Here is an 18,977-nt window from a genome sequence, read left to right on the forward strand (position 1 = left end):
CCTTGTCAAGCTGGACGCTTTCGCCTCGCGCGTTTGTGACCGGTCATTCTATGCAAACGGCGGGTGAACCTCTTGCAATGGCGGGGGGTTAGCGGGCACCTACAGTCTTAGAGCGCTTCGGCCGGGCGCGATGCTCCTCTTACTGTATGAATCCGCTCAGTTACGTGGAAACGAATGTATATGCCCTTGCTCAAGCGCGCTTTTCTCGTCTTTTTCGCATCTTTGTCGATGACGCCCGCAGCTTATGCCGTCACGAAAGCGGCGGTCTTTCCGTTCGATCTTCACGATGCGGAGCAGGACGGACAGCTTATTCCGCAATACAACCCGGACGATTTGCGACGACTGAAGCTGATTGCCGACGAGCTTCGCTCGCTGATGCAGAAGGACGGCAAATATCAGGTCGTCGATCTGTCTTCGAAAGAGAAGGAAATCGAGACGGCCGCGCCGTTCAATCAGTGCAATGGCTGCGAAGTGCCGATTGCGAAGGAAGCGGGCGCCGATATTGCTGTCACGGGCTATGTCGATAAGGTCTCGGGCGCGCTGATCAATCTGGCGATCGTGGCCCGCGACACGAAGACGGGCGAACTGACGAAAACGATGTCCGCCTCGATCAACGGCAACTCCGATGATCTTTGGTTGCACGGTGTGCGTTATCTCTGGAGAAACCGGTTTAACGTCGAGGCGACCTCAAAATGACGATGATCAACCGCCGAGGCATTCTGGCGGCCGGCTCTGCGCTCGCAGCCTCCATCATGATACCTCGCTTCGCATTCGCGGCCGCTCCAGTGCGCCTAACGTCGGTTAAATTTGGCTCGTTGAGCTGGGTGATCGATACAATCCGCACACAAGGGATCGACAAGAAACACAAGCTCGATCTCGATGTGGTCGAGGTGGCGAACAATCCGGCGGCGCCGGTGGCGTTGCTGTCGGGCGCGGCCGACATGATCGTGAGTGATTGGACCTGGGCGCTTCGTCAACGCGCGCGCGGCGATGATCTGAAGTTTTTTCCGTACTCCTCGGCGCTCGGCAGCGTAATGGTCGCCAAGGATAGTCCGATCAAGTCGCTTGGGGATCTCGAAGGAAAAAAGATCGGCGTCGCGGGAACGGGCATCGACAAGAGCTGGATCTTGCTGCGCGCCTATTCGCGCAAGAAACTTGGCAAGGACATTGCCGATTTTGCCGAACCGGTGTTTGGAGCAGCGCCGCTTGTGTCGGAAGAATTCAAGAACAAGCGTCTGGATGCGGTGCTGAACTTCTGGACCTATGCGGCACGTCTCAAGGCTGGCGGCGCCGAAGAATTGCTGGCGATGTCGGACGTCATCAAGGGACTCGATGTGTCGCCAACGCCGGCGCTCGTCGGATTCATCTGGTCGCAAAAGGAGGTTCGCGCTAAGGGGGTGCCGGTTGACGCGCTTCTGGCGGCTGTCTCGGACGCCGACGCGGTGCTGGCGACGTCGGATGCGGCTTGGGAGCGTTTGCGGCCGTTGATCAAGCCCAGCTCAGACGCCGAGCTTGTTGCGATCAGAGACTACTATCGGTCGGGCATCACGCGCTCGTGGGGACCGGAGGATACCGCGGCGGCGGAGAAGCTTACGAACCTTCTCATTGAACTTGGCGATACGGAACTCGTTGGTGATGGCACCCATTTCGACCAGGATCTCTTCCACACCTAGGCTGATGGCGGCGCCGACGGGTTTCACGGCATCGCTTGAGCGGCTCGCGTGGATGGCCGGGTCGCTGCTGGCGCTGGCTGTTCTCTGGCAGATCATCGCCGTGTATGCGGATAATCGCTATCTGCCGACGCCGCTCGCCGTGTTTGACGTGCTCTGGCGCGAAGGCGCGAACGGCAATCTCTGGAAAGATACTTCCGCAACGCTGGCGCGCGTCGCGGTGGCGTTTGTCGTCTCGATGTTCATCGGCACGACGATCGGGATTTTTCTCGGTCGCTACCGGACAGCCGACAAGTTCTTTGACGCTTGGCTGATCCTGTTTCTCAATCTGCCGGCGCTCGTCACGATCACGCTTTGCTACATCTGGTTCGGACTGACGGATGCAGCGGCGATTACGGCAGTTGCGCTGAACAAGATCCCGAACGTCGCCGTAAATATGCGTGAGGGCGCGCGCAGCCTGTCGAAAGATCTCGACGAGATGGCGCAGATCTACAAATTCGGCTGGTGGAAGACGTTGCGTCACGTGACGCTGCCGCAGCTCGCGCCGTTTTTCGCGGCGGCGGCGCGATCCGGCCTGTCGCTGGTTTGGAAGATTGTGCTGGTGGTCGAAGCCTTCGGGCGGTCGAGCGGCGTCGGTTATCGGCTCAGCATCGCGTTTCAGGAATTCGACGTTAGCACGATCCTGGCGTATGCGCTGGCGTTCATTCTTGTGGTGCAGATCATCGAGTTTGCGGTGTTGCAGCCGCTCCAGGAACGGGTGACCGCATGGCGCCGATGAACGGAGTAAATCTGTCTTCGCCCATACGCGTCGAAGTTCGCAGTAAGGTTTTTCCGGCCGTCGGCAACAGGCCGCCGCAGCCCGTGCTCAAGGATATCGCGTTCGAGGTGGCGCCGCGGTCGTTCCTTGTCATCACAGGGCCATCGGGCTGCGGAAAGTCGACGCTCCTGAACGTCATTGCCGGGCTCGACAAGGATTTCGAAGGCAGCGTCGATCTTGGTGCAGCGAAGGATAAGCTGACCTTTATTTTCCAGACGCCACGTCTTCTGCCCTGGCGGACGGTTTACGAAAATATCGCCCTGGTCCTGCCGGAAGGCGATCCGCGCCACGCAGAAATTCCCGACATGCTTGAGCGCGTCGGGCTGAAGGATGCCATGAATGCCTATCCGGAACGTCTGTCGCTCGGGATGCAGCGCCGGGCGTCTCTGGCCAGGGGCTTTATCGTCGAACCCCAGATCCTGCTGATGGATGAGCCGTTCGTCTCGCTGGATGATCCGACAGCGATCAGCCTGCGGGCGCTGTTGACCGGGCTCTGGCACCGCCATCCGACCACGGTCATTTTCGTTACCCACGACCGGGCCGAGGCAATTCAGCTCGGAACGCGCATCTTGCGCTTGGCGCCCGGAAAGGCGAGTGTGGCGCAGGATGTGACCATCAACCTGACCGAGGCGCAGCGACACGACCGGGCTGCCGTCCTCGCGGAGCAAAATCGCATCTTCGCGGCCTGAAGGCCGTCGGCGGACCAATCTCGGAACGACGAAATGATTGACGGTTTGAGACGAGGCACGCCAGCCTTTCTCGCCAGCGTGACGACCGCGGGCGAGGCGGAGATCGCGCTGGCTGGCGGTGCCGACATCATTGATTGCAAAGATCCGGCAGCCGGGGCGCTGGGAGCGCTTAGCGCCGCGACGGTTCGTGAGATCGTGGCAGGCGTCGGCCGCCGCTTGCCGGTCAGCGCAACCATCGGCGATCTGCCGCCCGAACCTGATGTTCTGACGAACGCCGCATCCGATATGGCCGCAACAGGTGTCGATATCGTCAAGATCGGCTTTTTCGGCAGCGAGGACCCGCGGCGCGCCATTGCAGCGTTAGGGGCGGCGCATGCGAGGTCGACAAAGTTGGTGGCGGTCCTGATGGCTGACCAGAACCCGGATTTTGCGCTAGTTGCCGATTTGGCGGACGCGGGATTTGCTGGTGTGATGATCGACACGGCGGGTAAGTCCGCAGGCAGACTGACGACCGTATTGTCCGCGGCGCGATTAATGGAATTTGTACGTTTGGGGCGGGACAATCGGCTTTTTGTCGGGCTTGCCGGATCGTTGCGAGAGAGCGACATCGATATGCTCGCCGGTCTTGGCCCCGACTTGCTCGGTTTTCGTGGTGCGTTGTGTGCTCAGGGGCGCGTAAGCGCCATCGAACTCAGCCGTGTGGTTTCAGTTCGCCGGGCGCTCGATAATGCAAAGCTGTCACTGGCGCGGGAGACGTCCGTCGCATGAAAGACAAGAAAAAGCCGGTCAAATCCAAGGCCGCCGATGTCAGCAACGCACTGAAGCTCAAGAAGGCGACGGCGAAAGCGCGGGAAATCGGCGATACCATTTTTGTCAACGACTTCGTCGTCGATTGCAATGTCGGCGTCTATGCCGAAGAGCAGGGCGTGACTCAGAAGGTGCGGTTCACCGTTGAAGCGCGGCTGGCACCGGACGTGTTCAGCCTCGATGACGCGATGGCCGAAGTGCCGTCCTATGCCGACATCATCGACATGATCGTCGACTTGGCGCGCGGCGGGCATATCAATCTCGTCGAGACGTTCGCCGAACGGATTGCGTCGCAGGTGCTTGTCGATCCACGCATCGCTGCCGTGCGCGTTGCGCTTGAGAAGCTGGAGCGTGGACCCCGGCGCGGCGTTGAAATCATTCGTCCGGCAACGCGTGCTGCGGCGCGCGAGTTTGGCCGTGGCTGAGCGCCATGCGATGAGCGTTCGGCCGCTCGTCATCAAGATCGGCGGCAGCCTAGCCGAGACGGGGCGTCTGGCACCAGTGCTCGCGATGATCGGTGGCGCGCGCATTCCTGTCGTGATCGTGCCGGGTGGCGGCCCCTTTGCCGATGCGGTTCGCAATCTGCAATCGGAAATGCGGTTCAACGATGCTGTCGCGCATCGTCTCGCCATGCTGGCGATGGAGCAGATGGCGGAATGCATCGTGGGGCTGCAGCCCGGCATGACGGTTGCGCGATCGCTGGACGACATTTCCGAAGCGGTGATGGATGGACAAATTCCGGTCTGGGCGCCGTTGCAGATGATCGGCAGCGATAAGACGATACCCGAGAGTTGGGACGTTACGTCGGACGCACTTGCTGCGCGACTGGCGGAATTGCTTGAAGCGCGCCTCGTGCTTTTGAAATCGGTCAGTGCGAGGGATATTTCGTCGGCAATGGACCTGATGCGTGAGGGGATCGTTGATCCGGTCTTTCCGGAAATTGTTGCGCGCGCCGATCTCGGCTGGTCTATCTTTGGACCAGAAGATGACGCCGCACTGGCGGCGCTTCTGATTGGTGAAGGAACCGCCTGATGCCCCGGATCGTCGAAACGATCATCACGACGTTTAACGCCAACGGCGAAGCGCATATCGCACCGCTCGGTTTGATCGACGATGGCGAGCATTGGGTGATTGCGCCGTTTCGGCCGTCAACGACGCTTGAAAACCTGCGCATCAATCCGTTCGCGGCTGCGAGCCACACGGACGATGTGCGCGTGTTTGCAGGCGCCGTTACAGGGCGCAAGATCTGGCCGCTCCTGCCGACCCGAACGATCAAAGGCGAGCGGCTTGCAGATTGCGTTTCGCATTGGGAGTTGAACGTCGAGAAGGTCGTTGAGGACGACCAGCGTCCGCGCTTTCTGTGCACTATCGTCGACGAAGAAATGCATAAGGCGTGGGAAGGTTTTAATCGTGCGCAGGCTGCCGTTCTCGAATTGGCCGTACTGACGACGCGTCTCCACATGCTGCCGCCGGAGAAGGTCGAGAGCGAGCTGAAGTATCTCGAAATTGCGGTTTCGAAGACCGCGGGCCCGCGCGAAGATGAAGCCTGGGAATGGCTGATGGAGAAAGTTTCGGCGTGGCGGCAAGCGCGTTTCGATCAGAAGACGCCATGACTTCTGCAACAGATGTGAAGGGCGAATTTATCTCGGCGCTCGCGGCGGCTGCCGAAGACGGTTCGTTCGCCAAGCTGGCGCTGGGAAAGTTTCGCGGCGAAGGGGACACGCGTAAGGCGGTCGCGACGCTCGTTCTCATCAAGGATAAGCCGCATCTGAAGCTCGTCACCAGCTATCCGCGCAAGGATGAAACGAAGACATTCACCATAGACCAAGGCGTCGAATTCATCGCGGATCTGATCGGTGCGGATTATATGAGTGCGACGCTGTTTACGAACGTGCGGGACGTTCGCCTCGACTACAGCCGCAAAGGTGTGCCGCACCTCAGCACCGGCAAGCCGACGATGACGTCATCGGCGCCGCAAGCCCATGACCGACAGAAAGCTTATCTCGTACCGGCAAATCGGCCCTATCTCAAAGGGCTGGAGGTTGCCGATCGCGATGGCCGCATCAAGCCGACGATGCAGGGTAAATATCGCCAGATTTGCCGCTTCATCGAAATTGCAGCGGATCTCATTCCGGAATGCGCGTTCGAAAAATCAACGCCAATTACCGTTGTCGATATTGGCGCGGGCAAAGGCTATCTTACATTCGCGTTCTACGACTACATCACGACGATCTTGCAGCGCGAATGTCGGATGACAGGCATCGAGCTGCGCAGCGATCTCGTTACGCTATGCAACAACCTCGCGCGTGATCTTCATTTCGATGGCTTGAAATTCGTTGCGGAAGAAGCGGCGAAGGCCGAATCGCCGGTGGTTGATATCGTGATCGCGCTGCATGCCTGCGATACCGCAACCGACGATGCTATGGCATTCGGAATCCATTCGGGAGCGCGGCTTATCCTTTCGGCGCCTTGCTGCCAGCATGAAATTGCACCGCAAATCAAAGATACCGGCGAAGGATTGAAAGGGCTGATCAAATATCCGCTTTTGAAACAGCGCCAAGCTGATCTCGTGACCGATGCGGCGCGGGCGTTGCTGCTTGAAGCCTCGGGCTACAAGGTCCGGTTGATTGAATTTGTTTCGACCGAACACACCTCGAAGAATATTCTGATTGCGGCAGTCAAGTCGGCAACCGTTGATCGTTCTGCTGCACTTCAGCAATTCCGGGCATTGCAGAATACAATCGGCTTCTCGGCGCATCATCTCGCATCACAACTCAAGGATGCCGAATAGGCCGTATTGGACTTTTTGGTCTCGCCTCATTTGTTGCTCACTGACATGGAAAGCATGTAAAGGGAACTGAACCGGATTAGCTGTGTTTGTTTCCGGTCACCCCCCAGAATGAGCAATACCCAAGAGAAGGCAGAATTCGATGATTGAAGTTTCCCGTATCGTACGCCTCGCGTGTGCCGCGACCGCCATTGCGCTGGCCACGGCTGTGCCCGCGAGCGCTGGCCACCGTCATGTGGTTCAAGATGATCCGGCTATCGTCGTTGACAGGCTGCATCACATGGGCTTCGTCGAGTGGCGCAAGCTCCGTTGGGACAACGACGGTTACTGGAAGATCGACGATGCCCGTCGCGAGAACGGCCATGTCTATGATCTGATCCTCGAGTCCGGCTCGTTTGATCTCGTTCGTCTGAAGCGCGAACGCGGCTGAGCCTCGTCGGCTTTTTGAGAATTTGGTCGGCCGCGGCGGTGGTGCTGCGGCCGATTTTTTATGCATTGAGCAGGAGCGCGACCGCGACAGCCGGTGCGCAGCGCGTCGCCCAGAGCTTCTGATCGTCGTCAGATGATTCGATCAGATCGCCGAAAAATTCAGGGGGGAGGCCGAGGCGCATGGCGATTTGCTTTGCGGCCGAAGCTCCTATCCCTGCGGCGATGACGCTTTCGGCAGTGCTGCCAGGTCGCGACAGAACTTGCAGCGCGCCGTCGTGCATCGACCTCAGCTGCTGCTCCTCGATATAAACCGCAGAGACCTGCCACGTCGAAAGATGGCGGATGTCGGCGTCGCGTCCAAAGCCGCGTGCGAAGCGTTCGAGACTTTCCTTTTGTGTCTTGCCGCGACCATCGGCCGTCGCATGCTGATCGACATCTTCAGGCAGCGTGCCGAGGATACGGCGCACGTCCGCCATGTTGGCGAAGGCGTCGCGGGCGAGGCTTTGCCATTGCCCGGCGAGCGGCGCGTGTGTCGCGACCGACGGCACAGCCGTCCGCGTGAAGCCCGTATAGACGAGTTCGCCGGTTTGCATGCGCTCGGCATCGCTGAGGCCGAGAGGGCGATCGCAGGCTATGATGTCTGTCGTCGTTGAGCCCATGTCGATCAGGAGCGATCGCGGGCGCAGGCGCGAGACGAGGGCTGCTGTCGCGAGAAAATTCGCGGAGGCGACGGACAAAGGATCGCTCGCCGCGATGTTGGGCGGGGCGAGCCCCTTTAGTCCCATATAGATTCGAAGTTCGCCCGACAGTCTTTCGCGCAGGCGGTCGAGAATCGCGAGGACGCCAGATTCGCGGCTTACGAAAATCTCGGTCAGCTCTGCTGTCATCGTGATGGCGAAGGCATCGGCACCCTCTAACAGTGACGCAGCCTCGCGAATGGCTTGATCCAACTGGTCGAGACCTTGCCAGAGCGGACAGGCGATCTGGCGGACGGCAACAAGGCGCGTGCCTTCGACGCGCGCGACCTTCAAGTGCGCGCCGCCGACGTCGAGACCGATGGTTACCTTGCTCATTTGGGCCTTCGCTTGCTTATCTTAAGCCGTGATACACTCGCGGGGTGAGGAGGCAAGCGGTGGACGTAATTCCGGTTATTGATGTCGCGCGCGGGCAGGTCGTTCGCGCGGTGAAGGGTGTGCGATCCGCATATCAGCCGATCGAAACCCCGCTTGCGCCCTCGTCGGAACCGGCGGACGTTGCGCGTGGGCTGGCGCGGCTCTTTCCTTTCAGGAAGCTCTACCTTGCCGATCTCGACGGCATCGAGGGACGCGGCCGTAATACGCATATCGTGCCTGTGCTCAGCCAGGCGTTGCCGCATGCGGAAATCTGGATCGACGCCGGGACGGGCTCACGCAGCGCGGCGCGCACGGTTCTGGCGGCTCCTGTCGCGACGCTCGTCGTTGGAACGGAGAGCATCGAAACGGTGCGCGGCTGGGAGGATATCGTCGCGGAAGCGCCGTTGCGCACGGTTCTCTCGCTCGATTTTCGCAATGGCGAATTCATGGGGCCGGATGCGATGCTCAACGATGCTTCGCTGTGGCCGTCGCGCGTAATCGCCATGACGCTCGATCGGGTCGGCGCTAACGAAGGCCCCGATCTCAATCGGCTGCACAATATCGTGACACGAGCCAAGGGACGGCGTGTCTATGCGGCGGGCGGTATTCGCGACCGCGGCGATCTCGATGAAATTCGAAAAATCGGCGTTTCGGGAGCGTTAATCGCTTCAGCGCTGCATTCCGGAAAGATTTCGGCCGACGACCTTAAAGAGATCGCCGGCCGATGAATGTCCGGTTTCAGTGAATTGGCAGGAGCCACTCCAGCCGAAAACAAATCCCAGTTGCGGCCAAGGTTTGTTTTCGAGAATTAACCGCTGTAACGGCCCGAGAGCAGTCTACCCAATCGCTGCAGCAGACCCCCCTTCATGGGAGGGGCAGTCTCATTTTTGTTTTCTACCTGCTGAGGACGGTTTCCGCTTCAAGCCTTCGCACCGAACGGATGCTGGACCGAGTTACGCTGAGCGGTCGCTTCGGCAGCCGTCGGCTTGCCAGCAACAGCGCGCGCGATCGATTCCTTAACAGCGCGATAGTTGTAGTCCTGGATCTTCGCGTCGTCGGCAGCTTCCCAGTGGATGAACACGCCAACGCAGACGTAGAGATCGTCAGCTTCAGCAGCCGGGATCACGCCTTCAGCAACCGAGTCCTGAACGGCCTTAGCAACGCCGTACTGAGCCGGTCCGAACATCTGAACGGCCTGACGGGCGTCCTTGATCGTGACCTTGTTGTAAAGGATCGTGTTCGGCTTGCAGGGGAGGTTCGGCGCAATGACGGCGAGAAGAGTCGTGAAGCCGTCCTTGTTGTTCGTCAGGGCGTTGCAGAACGCCGTCTCAGCAGCCGAACCGCGCGGTCCGATGATGAGGTCGATGTGAGCGACTTCGTTGCCGTCGCCGACGAGCGACTCGCCGACCATGACTTTGTTGATTTTGGCCATCAGGGGGGTTCCTCCCACGAATGAAACGATATGGATATGAGCAACAACGCTCCCCCGTCAGAAGTCGGGACTTCGCTGTACTGCTCTGGCGATGAATATCCACGCGCTTAGCGCCCAGGTTGTCATGAGTACCAGCCTCGGCGCGTTGGATCGGCCCGCGGAGTCCGCGGACACGGCGCCTGTATTGCCCTAGGTCACCGGGAGAGACAAGCCCTTAAGTTGGGGCCAATCGCCGTTCAGGTGCGTTTCCGCTCGATCAGCGCGTCGGCAAAAAGGGTCGTGACCACAAAATCGGCAGTGGTGCCGGGATTGAGGCCCTCATGTTTCAATTTTGCGTCGAATTCCTGAAGTGCCGGTAGCGATTTCGCAGTTGCAGCAGGTGACCACTGCGGCCTTAAAACGCGTGCTTCGTTTTGCACCTTCGCGGCAATTGCGGCACCGAATTTGCGTGCAATATGCGTATCGGGAAATTCCGCAAGCAGCGCCATATGCAACGTCGTTACTGCTAAAGTCGCATCGCAACCAGATACCGCCTTGGCTTCGCGATATACCGGCAAGGCAAAATCGAAAACATCTGCGTACACGCTTACGTAGGCGTTTGCGATGCGGTCGCGGTCGGCTGCGAGCTGCATGGCGCCGAGCAACGTTAAATGCTGCGGTTGCGAATGGACATCGCCCTGTTCGACCTTGCCCATGCCGGCCGGATTGGCGACGCGAATGGCGGCGAATGCGTCTTCGGCGTCCTGCTCATCGAGCGACATTAGAATCATGCCAAGGCGACGGCGCAGGCCGATATCGAAGGTCGTCTCGCTCGCGGCTTTCGCGAGAGGCGCGCAAAGCAGCACGATGCCGAGGTTGGTATTGAGGCCCGTTGCGGCGACGCTTGCTTCCGTGGCGCGAAGGATGCGTTTGCCGACGCTCAATTGCGGGTCTGCGATCGGTCCGGCCGCAGCGTTTGCGGCCTGTTCGAAATGCAAAACCTCCATGCCGTGTCCGGCGGAGTAGCGATGGACGTTGCCCGGCTTCAGCGCTTCGAGTTCAGCGTTGCACGCATATAAAAACGCGGCGCTGATTTCGGCAGCGGTTCGGGCGGCTTTCATGAGACTGCTGCGACGGTAGGCACGTGCAACGCCGCGCGATGCGCAACGACTGTTTTCAGAAAATCCTCAGCAATGGCCCAGGCGATATTAACGTCAGCGACGCCTTGAAGGCCGCGCCATGCCGGATTTGAATTTACTTCGAGTACCTGCAATTCGCCCGATGCCGAGCGAATAAGATCTATTCCGGCGTAGTCGGCATCGACTGCTCGCATGGCGGCCATCGAGATGCGAGCCATCTCGTCGTCAGGCAGATGGACCCGCGCCTTGCCGCCCTGATGGATATTCGTGACCCACGTCGTGCCCCGGCGCGTCATGGCGGCGACGACGCGATGGCGAGTCGCGAGCACGCGCCAGTCTTCGTAGAAGCCATCCTTCGGCGGGACGTAATCCTGCATGTAGTACATCTGATCGACTGTCTCGGGGGCCGGCAATTCGCTTTGCTGCGCGATCATGCCGATGCCTTTGCCTTGACTGCCGAACAGCGGTTTCAGGACAAGCGGACGGTCGAGGCCCTCGGTATATTCGAGGGCATGGGGAAGTGTCTCGCAAACGCGCGTGCGTGGCGTCGGAATGCCGTTCTTGTGCAGAAGAAACGTCGTTTGCGATTTGTCGACACAACGCTCGATCGCGCGCGCGTCGTTCCAGACGCGAACGCCGCTTTCGCGCAGCGCATGCAGAAGGCCTAAGCGAAATGTGATCTGTTCAAGCGTTCCGGCTGAAATCGAGCGGACGAACACGCCGTCAGGCAAGCGGCCCTGAAAACCCGGAATGTCGATGCCGCTTTCAAGGCCAGTATCGAATGCGCAGTGGGGAAGCGATGAAACGGTGACGCGCGCGCCCATCGCTTCGAGCGAACGGACGATGCGGCGCGCATGCCATTCGCCTCGCCCCTCTTCGATCAGAAGGGCGAGGTGAAGTCCATCCCCTAGGCCTGGCAGAGTGTCAGGCTGTTTCTCAGCGGAAGCTCGCATCGACGACTCCCGGCGCCAGTTCGCCAGCACGGAAGGTATTGCCTGTTTCGACATTCGACACCATCACCTGCGCGGGTGAGAACAGCATCGGGTCGATCTTGTAGAAGTCGCCTTTGACGTCGGCGAAGATTTCAGCGAACGGCTTGCCGTACGCTTCGCTGTTGCTCGCGGGCAGGCTTTCGGCGAGACGCTTCGCGTCGCTGTCCGGGCCTTTCACAAAGAGATGAATGCGGCCGCCATAGATGATGGCGTCGTTCGTGCGACCCATGGCCTTGACGAAATCGGGGATTGGCGGCGCGATCGGTGTGGTGCCCATGCCGTCGAGTATGTTCTCAAGCGGGAAATGCAGAGCGTGGGCCTTATGGATCGCGACTTCGAGAACGCGCGAGGCGATCTGGACGATGCCTGCGAAGCTCCACGTCGTTGCGTAGATGATCGTCAGTCGCGTCGGGTTGATGCCGCAGTTCTCGGAGATCTTTTTGATCGCAGCCGCGGGCGGTGCCTTGTCGCCCTCGATGACGAGCGTCGTCTCAGGATTGCGGTCGGCGTAGCCCAGTTCCTTGAAAAGTTCTTCGACGCGCGAGACGGCGCGGGCAGGACCGGAGCCGAGCGCGAAGAAGCCGCTCGCCTCATCCGAGATCGACCAGCCGGCATATTGGCTGCCCAGGCAGGCGATAACCGGATCATTCGACGTCACGACGACGCCGAGGGGCCAGTTCGCAAGCCCGGACGATTGCGTGATCGCCACCTGACCCAGGCCGCCCATGCAGACTTCGCCGAGGCGACGGCCGGCTTCGAGACCGCCGACGACTTTGGCGCCCATATCGATCAGGCGTTCGCCTTCGCTGCCCGTGCTCACGTCGATGCGAAGGGCATCGGCGTCATTCACGATGCTCTCTACAAGCTTGGCGGCGCGTGCCGAGACGCTGGGCTGCTTAACCATCTTTGAAACTCCCGTCAGGTCAGGATTTTGCGTGTCCGTATATCAGGTCTTCGAGTTCCGCCAAGCGCTCGCGGGCGAGGGCTTCTGCCGCATCGGCTGTTGGGGCCTCGGCAAACGCCGTCGCGAGAGGGGCGCCGAGGGGAACAAAAGTGCCGGGTGTGCCACGGTCAGTGCTCCAGGCGGGCCACGGCATGTCACCAAGCGTTGTCTCTCCGCGGTCAGCGTGGAGGATCGCTATGGCTTTGGCGGGAGAAGGATGGCCTTGTTGCGACGATACCGGCTTGCCCGTGCAGGCGGCGATATGTCTTGCGAACAAAGAGCCGAAGCGATCGTCGAGGACGTCAAGTGATGCGCCGGGCCGCGGGTTCACTTCCAACAGGTAAGGCACGCCTTGCGCGGCGATGAAATCGAACGATACGAGGCCGCGCAATTGCAGTTTTTCAGAAAGTTCGCGGGCATAGCGGATCATCCGGGACGATAACGAATCATCGATGGCGGGCGCGGAGACGCAGCCGCCGAAGCGATAGGGGTGTGCAGGTGATGGAGATATCCATTGCCGGCTCACAGCGAATGTCGATGAGGCTGCGCCGTCCCCCGCGCACAATGCGCCGACGGAATAGCGCGTGCCGGTCAGTCGCTTCTGAAAGTAACGGCGCGGTTTTGCGTGTGGGGTACCTGAGCAATCGCGAATATGTCGGCCGCCGCTGCCGCCGATGCGCTTCGAGATCCAGCCCGATGCGTCCCCCGGCGGTGTGCTTTGCGTCTCGGGGTGCGGGATTGCGAGGTCGTCGAGAAGTAGGAAGAATTTTTTCGGATCTTTGCAGGTTGCGAGCGTTCGCGCATCGCAGCCAAGCAGGCGAAAGCGCGATGCAAGGGCGTCGACAAGCCGCGGCTTATCTTCAAGGCCCGAGCCGAGCACGAGGCCAATCGGCGCTGTGGGCGCCGATTGAGAGAGTTCGTTCAAAGCCGCGATCAGCGGCTTCGTGTGGAAGCCGGTCTCCATCGCGCCATCAATAACGCGAAGACCTTCCGCGGCATCGCGGGTGTCGAGATCGCCGAAGGCGTCGACGACGAAGGGCCTAAATCCAGCGCGCCGGGCGGACTGCGCGAGGCTCCGCCCGGAAAATGCTGCGATCAGGACAACGTCGCCGCTCAATCTCAAGCCAACCCGACGAGTTTCTTCGACAGCTCGTACGCGTGACGGAAGTCGAGAGACAGCGGCACGTCGGAATCGATCATCTGCTTGAACAGGCCCGATTCACATTTGTACTTGATGTCGCCGATGGCGAGCGGGCCGACGCCGAGCGTTTCGGTGTCGAGCAGCTTCTCGCCATTCATGAACAGCTCCATGCCTTCGACGCCCGGCGGCGGAACGGCGTTGACGTCGGCCATGACCAAAAGATTCTTGGCCTTATGCATGTTTTCTTTCGAGACGACGCGGACGCCAGCGGCTGCGGCTGCGAAGATCACTTCGGCGTTGGCGATGATCTCGCTTTTCTGCTCTTCTGTTTCGCCGGGTACGGGCTCGAGATCGACACCGAAGCGCTCTTTCGAAATCTTCGCGTTCTTGATGACGCGATCGATACCGCGATGTGCAACGAGCTTTACTTCCGCACCTTCAAGAGCGGAGATGATCGAGGACGCGAAGCCGACAACGCCGGTCGCGCCGAATACGGCAACCTTCGTGCCTTTCCACGTCTTGCCGAACTTTTCCTTCAGCACCTTCTCGACGCAGGCGACCATCGCGGCGGCCGTGGTGAACGAACCGGCCGGGTCGGCGAAGCACGAGCATTCGAACGGGGGCACCATCGCCTTCTTGGCGGCTTCGAGCATGTCGAGCGCGAGGATTGCGTCCTTGCCGCCCATGAAGAAGCCGGTGCGAACGCCGTAGTTCGGGGGGCGCGAGAAGATGGCGTCCTGGATCAGGCCCGTGACTTCCGCAAGCTCGACGTTGATGTAGGGAATGATCACCTTGTAGCCGGCGTCGGCTGCCATGTTCACGTCGAAGGGGCTCATATGCTTCTGCGGCGCCAGCATGTGCAGGATTGGGGTTGCGTCGCTCATTTGTTCTAATGCTCCGTTCGTTATGAATTGCGCAGCGTTTCGATGCTGGCGCCGGTGTTGCGGCCATGAATGATAAGGATTTCGAGCCCGTCGCGTTTAGCGTCTTCGCCTAAAGAATGATAGAGGCGTTCTGCCGCTTTCTGGCTATCGACGAAGGCGAATCCGGTCGGCCCCCAGGAGCTTTGGCCGATGCCGGTTGCGCCCATGTCTCGCATCCGCGAAGCGATTTCGCCGACTGCCCGGCTGGTCCACGGGCTGCCCCCTTGTTTCGACGCAAAATGGCCGCCCACGATTTCCTGGATTTCGGTGATGGCCGAGCCAAAGGCCTCGATATCCAATTCTTTCAAGCCGGGAACGAGCTTCATCAGGACGAGGTGGCAAATGTGCGCCGCCTGACGTTCCGGGAAGGGCGGCAGTCCGGCGAATGCGGTCGTTTCGGCTTCACCGGAGACGCCTGAGAAATTCGGATCGAGGATCAGCATTACGCGCCAGTCCTTGGGGAAATCCGTGCGCAGTGTCAGCGGCGGCGGTCGGTCGGTTTTGCCCTTGCCACCATCAATGATGAACCCGCCGGAAGCAAAGGCTTCGAGACCGATGCCCGAGCGGGCGCCGCGCTCGCCCAAGGAGGCGAGATCGGCGGGGGAAAGATCGCGGCCTTGCAGGCGGGCAATGGCTGCGCCGACGGCGAGCGCGAGCTGCGTGCCGGAGCCCAGGCCCGCGTGTGCCGGGATGGCATCTGCAATATCGACGGCATAAGCGCCCGACTTGCCGTCGTCGGTATATTTGCGCAGCAGCTTGAGGACACGCCGGCTTTCGGGGCCGGTCGCGGAATTCTCCGTCGACGGGGTTATGGTGAGGTCGGTGCTGGGACGATCGATGGCGATGCCGATGCTGCCGTAGCGCCGGCCGATCTCGCCATTCAAGTCGAGGAAGCCTAGATGCAGCCGCGCCGGAGCCGTAACGCGGAGCGCGGCAGAAGTTGCCGGAATAGGCTTCACGTAAACCAGTCCTTTCTTTTGAATTTCCGCCTGTTCAGGCCGTTTGCCATCCTGGCTACGGGGGCGGTAGGATTTCGGAACCGAGTTGTCCGATAATTGGAGGTCGAGGGCAAGATGAGTGCAGAACGCGAAAAACCGATGGCGGAAGCCGATGTCAAGGCATGGCTTGCCGCCAACTTGCCGGCCTGGAAGCTCGAAGACGGGTGGATCCGGCGCACCTACAAGACGGCGAGCTGGAAAGGCACGCTCATGGTCGTTAATACAATCGGCCATCTGGCAGAGGCCGCGTGGCACCACCCGGACATCACCTGTTCGTATGCCTGGGTGGAAGTGCGGCTGATGACGCATTCGGCCAAGGGCATCACGTCGAAAGACCTCGAACTCGCGAAAAAGATCGAAGAGGTCGTGCATTGGCAGCCGGGCAAGGAAGGCAAGGGTCTCGAAGGTACGCCTGAGAGCGATATGCGATTTGCGTACATCAAATACGATTGATCCGCGCATGGGGCCTGAGATGGGAGCCTGAGATGGCGGAGACGAATTGTGCTTCGGCGGCCGTGCAGGGGATGCCGCCGACGCTTGATGCCATCCTGGCGGTCGGCACGAACATGGGAAACCGTGTCGAGAACATCGACGATGCCGTGCGCAGATTGGAAGCCGACGGTTCGATCATCGTCGTCGCGCGCTCGAAGCTTTATCGTACGGCGCCGTGGGGCGTCACGGATCAGGACTGGTTCGTGAACGCCTGCGTCGGCGTACAGACCGCGCTGTCGCCGCATGAGTTGTTGAAGCGCTGTCAGGCGATCGAAAACGATATGGGCCGTGTGCGTACAAGGCACTGGGGGCCGCGGGTCATCGACGTGGATATTCTGGCGATTCGAGATCGTCAGATCTGCGATCCGGATCTTGTCGTGCCGCATCCGCTCATCGCAGAACGGGCGTTCGTTGTTGTGCCGCTCAAGGACGTCGCGCCTGCGCTCACGATCGGCGGCAAGACGCTCGATGACATGATCGAAGCTCTCGACGCCAGCGATGTGACGCCGCTTCAATAAGCTCTGATAAAAAGAAAGCACCGCGGAGAACCCCTTCCCCGCGGTGCTTTCTGCAGTCGTTACGAAGCGCGACTTACTTCAGCGTCGCGAGATATGCGATCAAGTCGGCGCGCTGCGTTGCATCCTTGACGCCCGGGAAGATCATCTTCGTGCCGGGAACGTCTTTGCTCGGGCCCTGGAGCCACTTGTCGAGCGCAGCTTCATCCCACGTGATGCCCGACTTCTTCAGGGCTTCAGAGTAGTTGTAGCCTTCGACCGAAGCGGCCTTGCGACCGACGATGCCGCCGAGGTGCGGGCCGACGCCGTTCTTGTCGACTTGGTGACAAGCCTTGCATTTCGCGAAGACCTTCTCGCCGGCAGCCGCATCAGCGGCCATGCCAGCGCTCGGTGCAACAGCGATCATTGCGATCGCCAGAATCCACTTGCGCATTTTCGAATTTTCCTTCCCGTTTCGCCTGAGCGATACTTTAGAAACGTTGCAACTCATAGCTCAGTCTCCGGAAATTGGCATTTAATTTCTGAACTTCGCCCGAACAGAATGCCGCACCGACTAGTGAATTAGTCGGATGTCTTTTGCGTCGCAAACACACGTCAAGCGGGCGTTTTCTTACAAATTATTCAGCCGCCGGCGCCTTCACCGGGCTCATGCGCCGATAGACGAATGGCGGCGGCGTTTGCTCGGCGCTTTCTCGTTCGGCGGCGGCCACGAACGCTTCGTGGTGGGGTGAGAGCTTGCACGCCGGATCGGTATTTGCTGCGTCGCCGGTGAAAGCCATGGCCTGGCAGCGACAGCCGCCGAAATCGATTTCTGCGCGCGGACAGCCGCGGCAGGGCTCCTTCATCCAGCTCGTGCCACGATACATCTGGAAGGCTTGGCCGTTGAGCCAGATATCGGCCAAGCGGCGATCCTTAACGTTATCGAAGATAAGTCCCGGGACGGTCTCCGACGCGTGGCAGGGAAGGACGCGCCCTTGCGGTGTGACGTTCATCACGCCGCGACCCCAGCCGCCCATGCAGGGCTTAGGTGTTTTGGCGTAATAGTCCGGCACGACGAAGTCGAAGACCATGACGCCCTTCAGGCGCTCTTTCGCAGCTTCGACGATTTCGGCGCTTTTCAGAACTTGGGCGCGAGTGGGCATCAGCGCGGCGCGATTCTTTAATGCCCACGCATAATATTGAATATTGGCGACCTCGATGCGGCCAGCGCCCATCTCGACGGCGAAGTCGATGATATTCGGCAGGTTCTCGATATTGAGGCGATGGATCGGCGCATTGATGGTGAGAGGCATCTCAAGCTCGCGCACCCACTTGCCGACTTCGCGCTTCTTCGCGAGGCCGTTCTTGTAAGCGGAGATCTTTTCCGCGTTGACATCGTCTACGTCCTGGATCGAGAGCTGAACGTGATCGAGACCCAAATCCTTCAGGCGTGCGAGGCGATCCCGCGTCAGCGTAACGCCCGCGGTGATGAGATTGGTATACAGGCCAGCCTTGGCCGCGACCTCAACGATGTCTTCAAGATCCTTGCGAACTGTCGGCTCGCCGCCGGAGAGATGGATTTGCAGGATACCAAGCTCGGCGGCCTGGCGCATCACGTCCTGCCATTGCTCCGTGGTCAGCTCGCTGTTGACGCGATCAAGCTCAAGCGGATTTGAGCAATAGGGACATTGCAGCGGGCACCGGTGCGTCAGCTCGGCGAGTAGGCCGACAGGGGCTCGCGCGCAAGCCTCGACAACGGGCTTTTCGGAGAATTGCTCCATCGGCGCTATTTCGTTCATGACGTCAGCTCCGTTCTGTCCCGGGTTTCCTCAAGCAGCTTTGATCACGCCCTTGTCCGACAGCTCCTGAAGCATGGCTATCGTGTCGATCAGAATTTCCTGCACAGGCGCGTTGTAGTCTTTGGCAAGATCATTCGCGATCTGCTCGACCGAAGTGACGCCGTCACAGCGCTTCAGGATTTCGATGGCAATCGGGTCCGGTTCGAATACGCGTTCCGGCGCCAGAACATGCCAGCGACCGCGTCCGGGATCGTGTCTCAGCTTAATGTGGGGTGGCAGCGCCGGTTTTGAAGTCGGCGCTATAATCACGCGTGTGCGAGTGGTTTCGCTCAT

General features: G+C 60.1%; 24 protein-coding genes. 13 read left to right on the forward strand and 11 right to left on the reverse strand.

The window, feature by feature from the left end; translation table 11 throughout:
- Positions 1–180: 180 nt before the first annotated feature.
- From RLW41_RS17980 to RLW41_RS18025, 10 genes are all read left to right on the forward strand, one after another.
- Entirely contained in the window at positions 181–696 is a 516-nt protein-coding gene (locus tag RLW41_RS17980; protein ID WP_409563038.1) for a DUF3280 domain-containing protein, read from the forward strand.
- Positions 693–1,673 carry an ABC transporter substrate-binding protein gene (locus tag RLW41_RS17985; protein WP_409563039.1) on the forward strand — a complete coding sequence of 327 codons (981 nt, stop codon included), beginning with the start codon at positions 693–695 and terminating at the stop codon, positions 1,671–1,673. Before RLW41_RS17980 ends, RLW41_RS17985 begins: the two co-directional genes overlap by 4 nt.
- Complete coding sequence (locus RLW41_RS17990; RefSeq protein ID WP_024275700.1) at positions 1,636–2,448, forward strand: ABC transporter permease; 813 nt, start codon at positions 1,636–1,638, stop codon at positions 2,446–2,448. The genes RLW41_RS17985 and RLW41_RS17990 overlap by 38 nt, the downstream gene beginning before the upstream one ends.
- Positions 2,436–3,176 (forward strand): ABC transporter ATP-binding protein, encoded by a 741-nt coding sequence (locus tag RLW41_RS17995; RefSeq protein ID WP_409563041.1) that lies wholly within the window; start codon positions 2,436–2,438, stop codon positions 3,174–3,176. The genes RLW41_RS17990 and RLW41_RS17995 overlap by 13 nt, the downstream gene beginning before the upstream one ends.
- Positions 3,177–3,209: 33 nt before the next feature.
- Positions 3,210–3,944 (forward strand): (5-formylfuran-3-yl)methyl phosphate synthase, encoded by a 735-nt coding sequence (locus RLW41_RS18000; RefSeq protein ID WP_409563042.1) that lies wholly within the window; start codon positions 3,210–3,212, stop codon positions 3,942–3,944.
- The gene (locus tag RLW41_RS18005) at positions 3,941–4,408 is read left to right on the forward strand and encodes a dihydroneopterin aldolase (RefSeq protein WP_409563043.1); all 468 of its coding nucleotides are present in this window, start codon (positions 3,941–3,943) and stop codon (positions 4,406–4,408) included. The genes RLW41_RS18000 and RLW41_RS18005 overlap by 4 nt, the downstream gene beginning before the upstream one ends.
- Positions 4,401–5,015 (forward strand): uridylate kinase, encoded by a 615-nt coding sequence (locus RLW41_RS18010; RefSeq protein WP_409563044.1) that lies wholly within the window; start codon positions 4,401–4,403, stop codon positions 5,013–5,015. Before RLW41_RS18005 ends, RLW41_RS18010 begins: the two co-directional genes overlap by 8 nt.
- The gene (locus RLW41_RS18015; RefSeq protein ID WP_409563045.1) at positions 5,015–5,596 is read left to right on the forward strand and encodes a DUF447 domain-containing protein; all 582 of its coding nucleotides are present in this window, start codon (positions 5,015–5,017) and stop codon (positions 5,594–5,596) included. The genes RLW41_RS18010 and RLW41_RS18015 overlap by 1 nt, the downstream gene beginning before the upstream one ends.
- Positions 5,593–6,774 carry a class I SAM-dependent methyltransferase gene (locus RLW41_RS18020; protein ID WP_414462338.1) on the forward strand — a complete coding sequence of 394 codons (1,182 nt, stop codon included), beginning with the start codon at positions 5,593–5,595 and terminating at the stop codon, positions 6,772–6,774. The genes RLW41_RS18015 and RLW41_RS18020 overlap by 4 nt, the downstream gene beginning before the upstream one ends.
- A 139-nt stretch (positions 6,775–6,913) precedes the next feature.
- The gene (locus tag RLW41_RS18025; RefSeq protein WP_409563047.1) at positions 6,914–7,201 is read left to right on the forward strand and encodes a hypothetical protein; all 288 of its coding nucleotides are present in this window, start codon (positions 6,914–6,916) and stop codon (positions 7,199–7,201) included.
- A gap of 58 nt (positions 7,202–7,259) precedes the next feature.
- On the opposite strand, the gene RLW41_RS18030 is transcribed toward RLW41_RS18025, so the two are convergent.
- Positions 7,260–8,273 carry a hydantoinase/oxoprolinase family protein gene (locus tag RLW41_RS18030; protein ID WP_414462339.1) on the reverse strand — a complete coding sequence of 338 codons (1,014 nt, stop codon included), beginning with the start codon at positions 8,271–8,273 and terminating at the stop codon, positions 7,260–7,262.
- 59 nt (positions 8,274–8,332) lie between these two features.
- Here RLW41_RS18030 and RLW41_RS18035 point away from each other — a divergent pair, with 59 nt between their 5' ends.
- Entirely contained in the window at positions 8,333–9,040 is a 708-nt protein-coding gene (locus RLW41_RS18035; RefSeq protein WP_414462340.1) for a HisA/HisF-related TIM barrel protein, read from the forward strand.
- Positions 9,041–9,231: 191 nt separating this feature from the next.
- On the opposite strand, the gene fae is transcribed toward RLW41_RS18035, so the two are convergent.
- The 7 genes from fae to RLW41_RS18070 form a co-directional block, all read right to left on the reverse strand.
- Complete coding sequence (gene fae, locus RLW41_RS18040; protein WP_409563050.1) at positions 9,232–9,744, reverse strand: formaldehyde-activating enzyme; 513 nt, start codon at positions 9,742–9,744, stop codon at positions 9,232–9,234.
- A gap of 236 nt (positions 9,745–9,980) precedes the next feature.
- Positions 9,981–10,844 carry a triphosphoribosyl-dephospho-CoA synthase gene (locus RLW41_RS18045; protein WP_409563051.1) on the reverse strand — a complete coding sequence of 288 codons (864 nt, stop codon included), beginning with the start codon at positions 10,842–10,844 and terminating at the stop codon, positions 9,981–9,983.
- Positions 10,841–11,815, reverse strand: coding sequence for an ATP-grasp domain-containing protein (locus tag RLW41_RS18050; RefSeq protein WP_414462341.1), 975 nt, complete (start codon positions 11,813–11,815; stop codon positions 10,841–10,843). The genes RLW41_RS18045 and RLW41_RS18050 overlap by 4 nt, the downstream gene beginning before the upstream one ends.
- Entirely contained in the window at positions 11,799–12,758 is a 960-nt protein-coding gene (gene mch / locus RLW41_RS18055; protein ID WP_013947264.1) for a methenyltetrahydromethanopterin cyclohydrolase, read from the reverse strand. The genes RLW41_RS18050 and mch overlap by 17 nt, the downstream gene beginning before the upstream one ends.
- A gap of 19 nt (positions 12,759–12,777) precedes the next feature.
- Positions 12,778–13,914: an ATP-grasp domain-containing protein gene (locus tag RLW41_RS18060; protein ID WP_414462342.1), complete on the reverse strand. Its 1,137-nt coding sequence runs from the start codon at positions 13,912–13,914 to the stop codon at positions 12,778–12,780.
- A 2-nt stretch (positions 13,915–13,916) separates the two neighbouring features.
- On the reverse strand, positions 13,917–14,822 hold the full coding sequence (locus RLW41_RS18065) for an NAD(P)-dependent methylenetetrahydromethanopterin dehydrogenase (RefSeq protein ID WP_013947266.1): 906 nt from the start codon (positions 14,820–14,822) through the stop codon (positions 13,917–13,919).
- Between the two features lie 20 nt (positions 14,823–14,842).
- Positions 14,843–15,820 (reverse strand): beta-ribofuranosylaminobenzene 5'-phosphate synthase family protein, encoded by a 978-nt coding sequence (locus tag RLW41_RS18070; protein ID WP_414462343.1) that lies wholly within the window; start codon positions 15,818–15,820, stop codon positions 14,843–14,845.
- A gap of 114 nt (positions 15,821–15,934) precedes the next feature.
- On the opposite strand from RLW41_RS18070, the gene RLW41_RS18075 reads away from it, so the two are divergent.
- Both RLW41_RS18075 and folK read left to right on the forward strand, forming a co-directional pair.
- Positions 15,935–16,312, forward strand: a complete 378-nt coding sequence (locus tag RLW41_RS18075) for a 4a-hydroxytetrahydrobiopterin dehydratase (RefSeq protein WP_013947268.1) — start codon at positions 15,935–15,937, stop codon at positions 16,310–16,312.
- Between the two features lie 32 nt (positions 16,313–16,344).
- Positions 16,345–16,869, forward strand: coding sequence for a 2-amino-4-hydroxy-6-hydroxymethyldihydropteridine diphosphokinase (gene folK / locus RLW41_RS18080; protein ID WP_414462344.1), 525 nt, complete (start codon positions 16,345–16,347; stop codon positions 16,867–16,869).
- Positions 16,870–16,942: 73 nt separating this feature from the next.
- On the opposite strand, the gene RLW41_RS18085 is transcribed toward folK, so the two are convergent.
- The 3 genes from RLW41_RS18085 to pqqD form a co-directional block, all read right to left on the reverse strand.
- Positions 16,943–17,299: a c-type cytochrome gene (locus tag RLW41_RS18085; RefSeq protein ID WP_409563055.1), complete on the reverse strand. Its 357-nt coding sequence runs from the start codon at positions 17,297–17,299 to the stop codon at positions 16,943–16,945.
- Between the two features lie 184 nt (positions 17,300–17,483).
- A complete protein-coding gene (gene pqqE, locus RLW41_RS18090; RefSeq protein WP_414462345.1) occupies positions 17,484–18,644 on the reverse strand; it encodes a pyrroloquinoline quinone biosynthesis protein PqqE in 1,161 nt (386 codons plus the stop codon).
- A gap of 30 nt (positions 18,645–18,674) precedes the next feature.
- Positions 18,675–18,977 (reverse strand): pyrroloquinoline quinone biosynthesis peptide chaperone PqqD, encoded by a 303-nt coding sequence (gene pqqD, locus RLW41_RS18095; RefSeq protein WP_409563056.1) that lies wholly within the window; start codon positions 18,975–18,977, stop codon positions 18,675–18,677.

Origin of the sequence: Hyphomicrobium sp. DY-1 (assembly GCF_047497105.1) — a bacterium.
Lineage (GTDB): Bacteria > Pseudomonadota > Alphaproteobacteria > Rhizobiales > Hyphomicrobiaceae > Hyphomicrobium_B.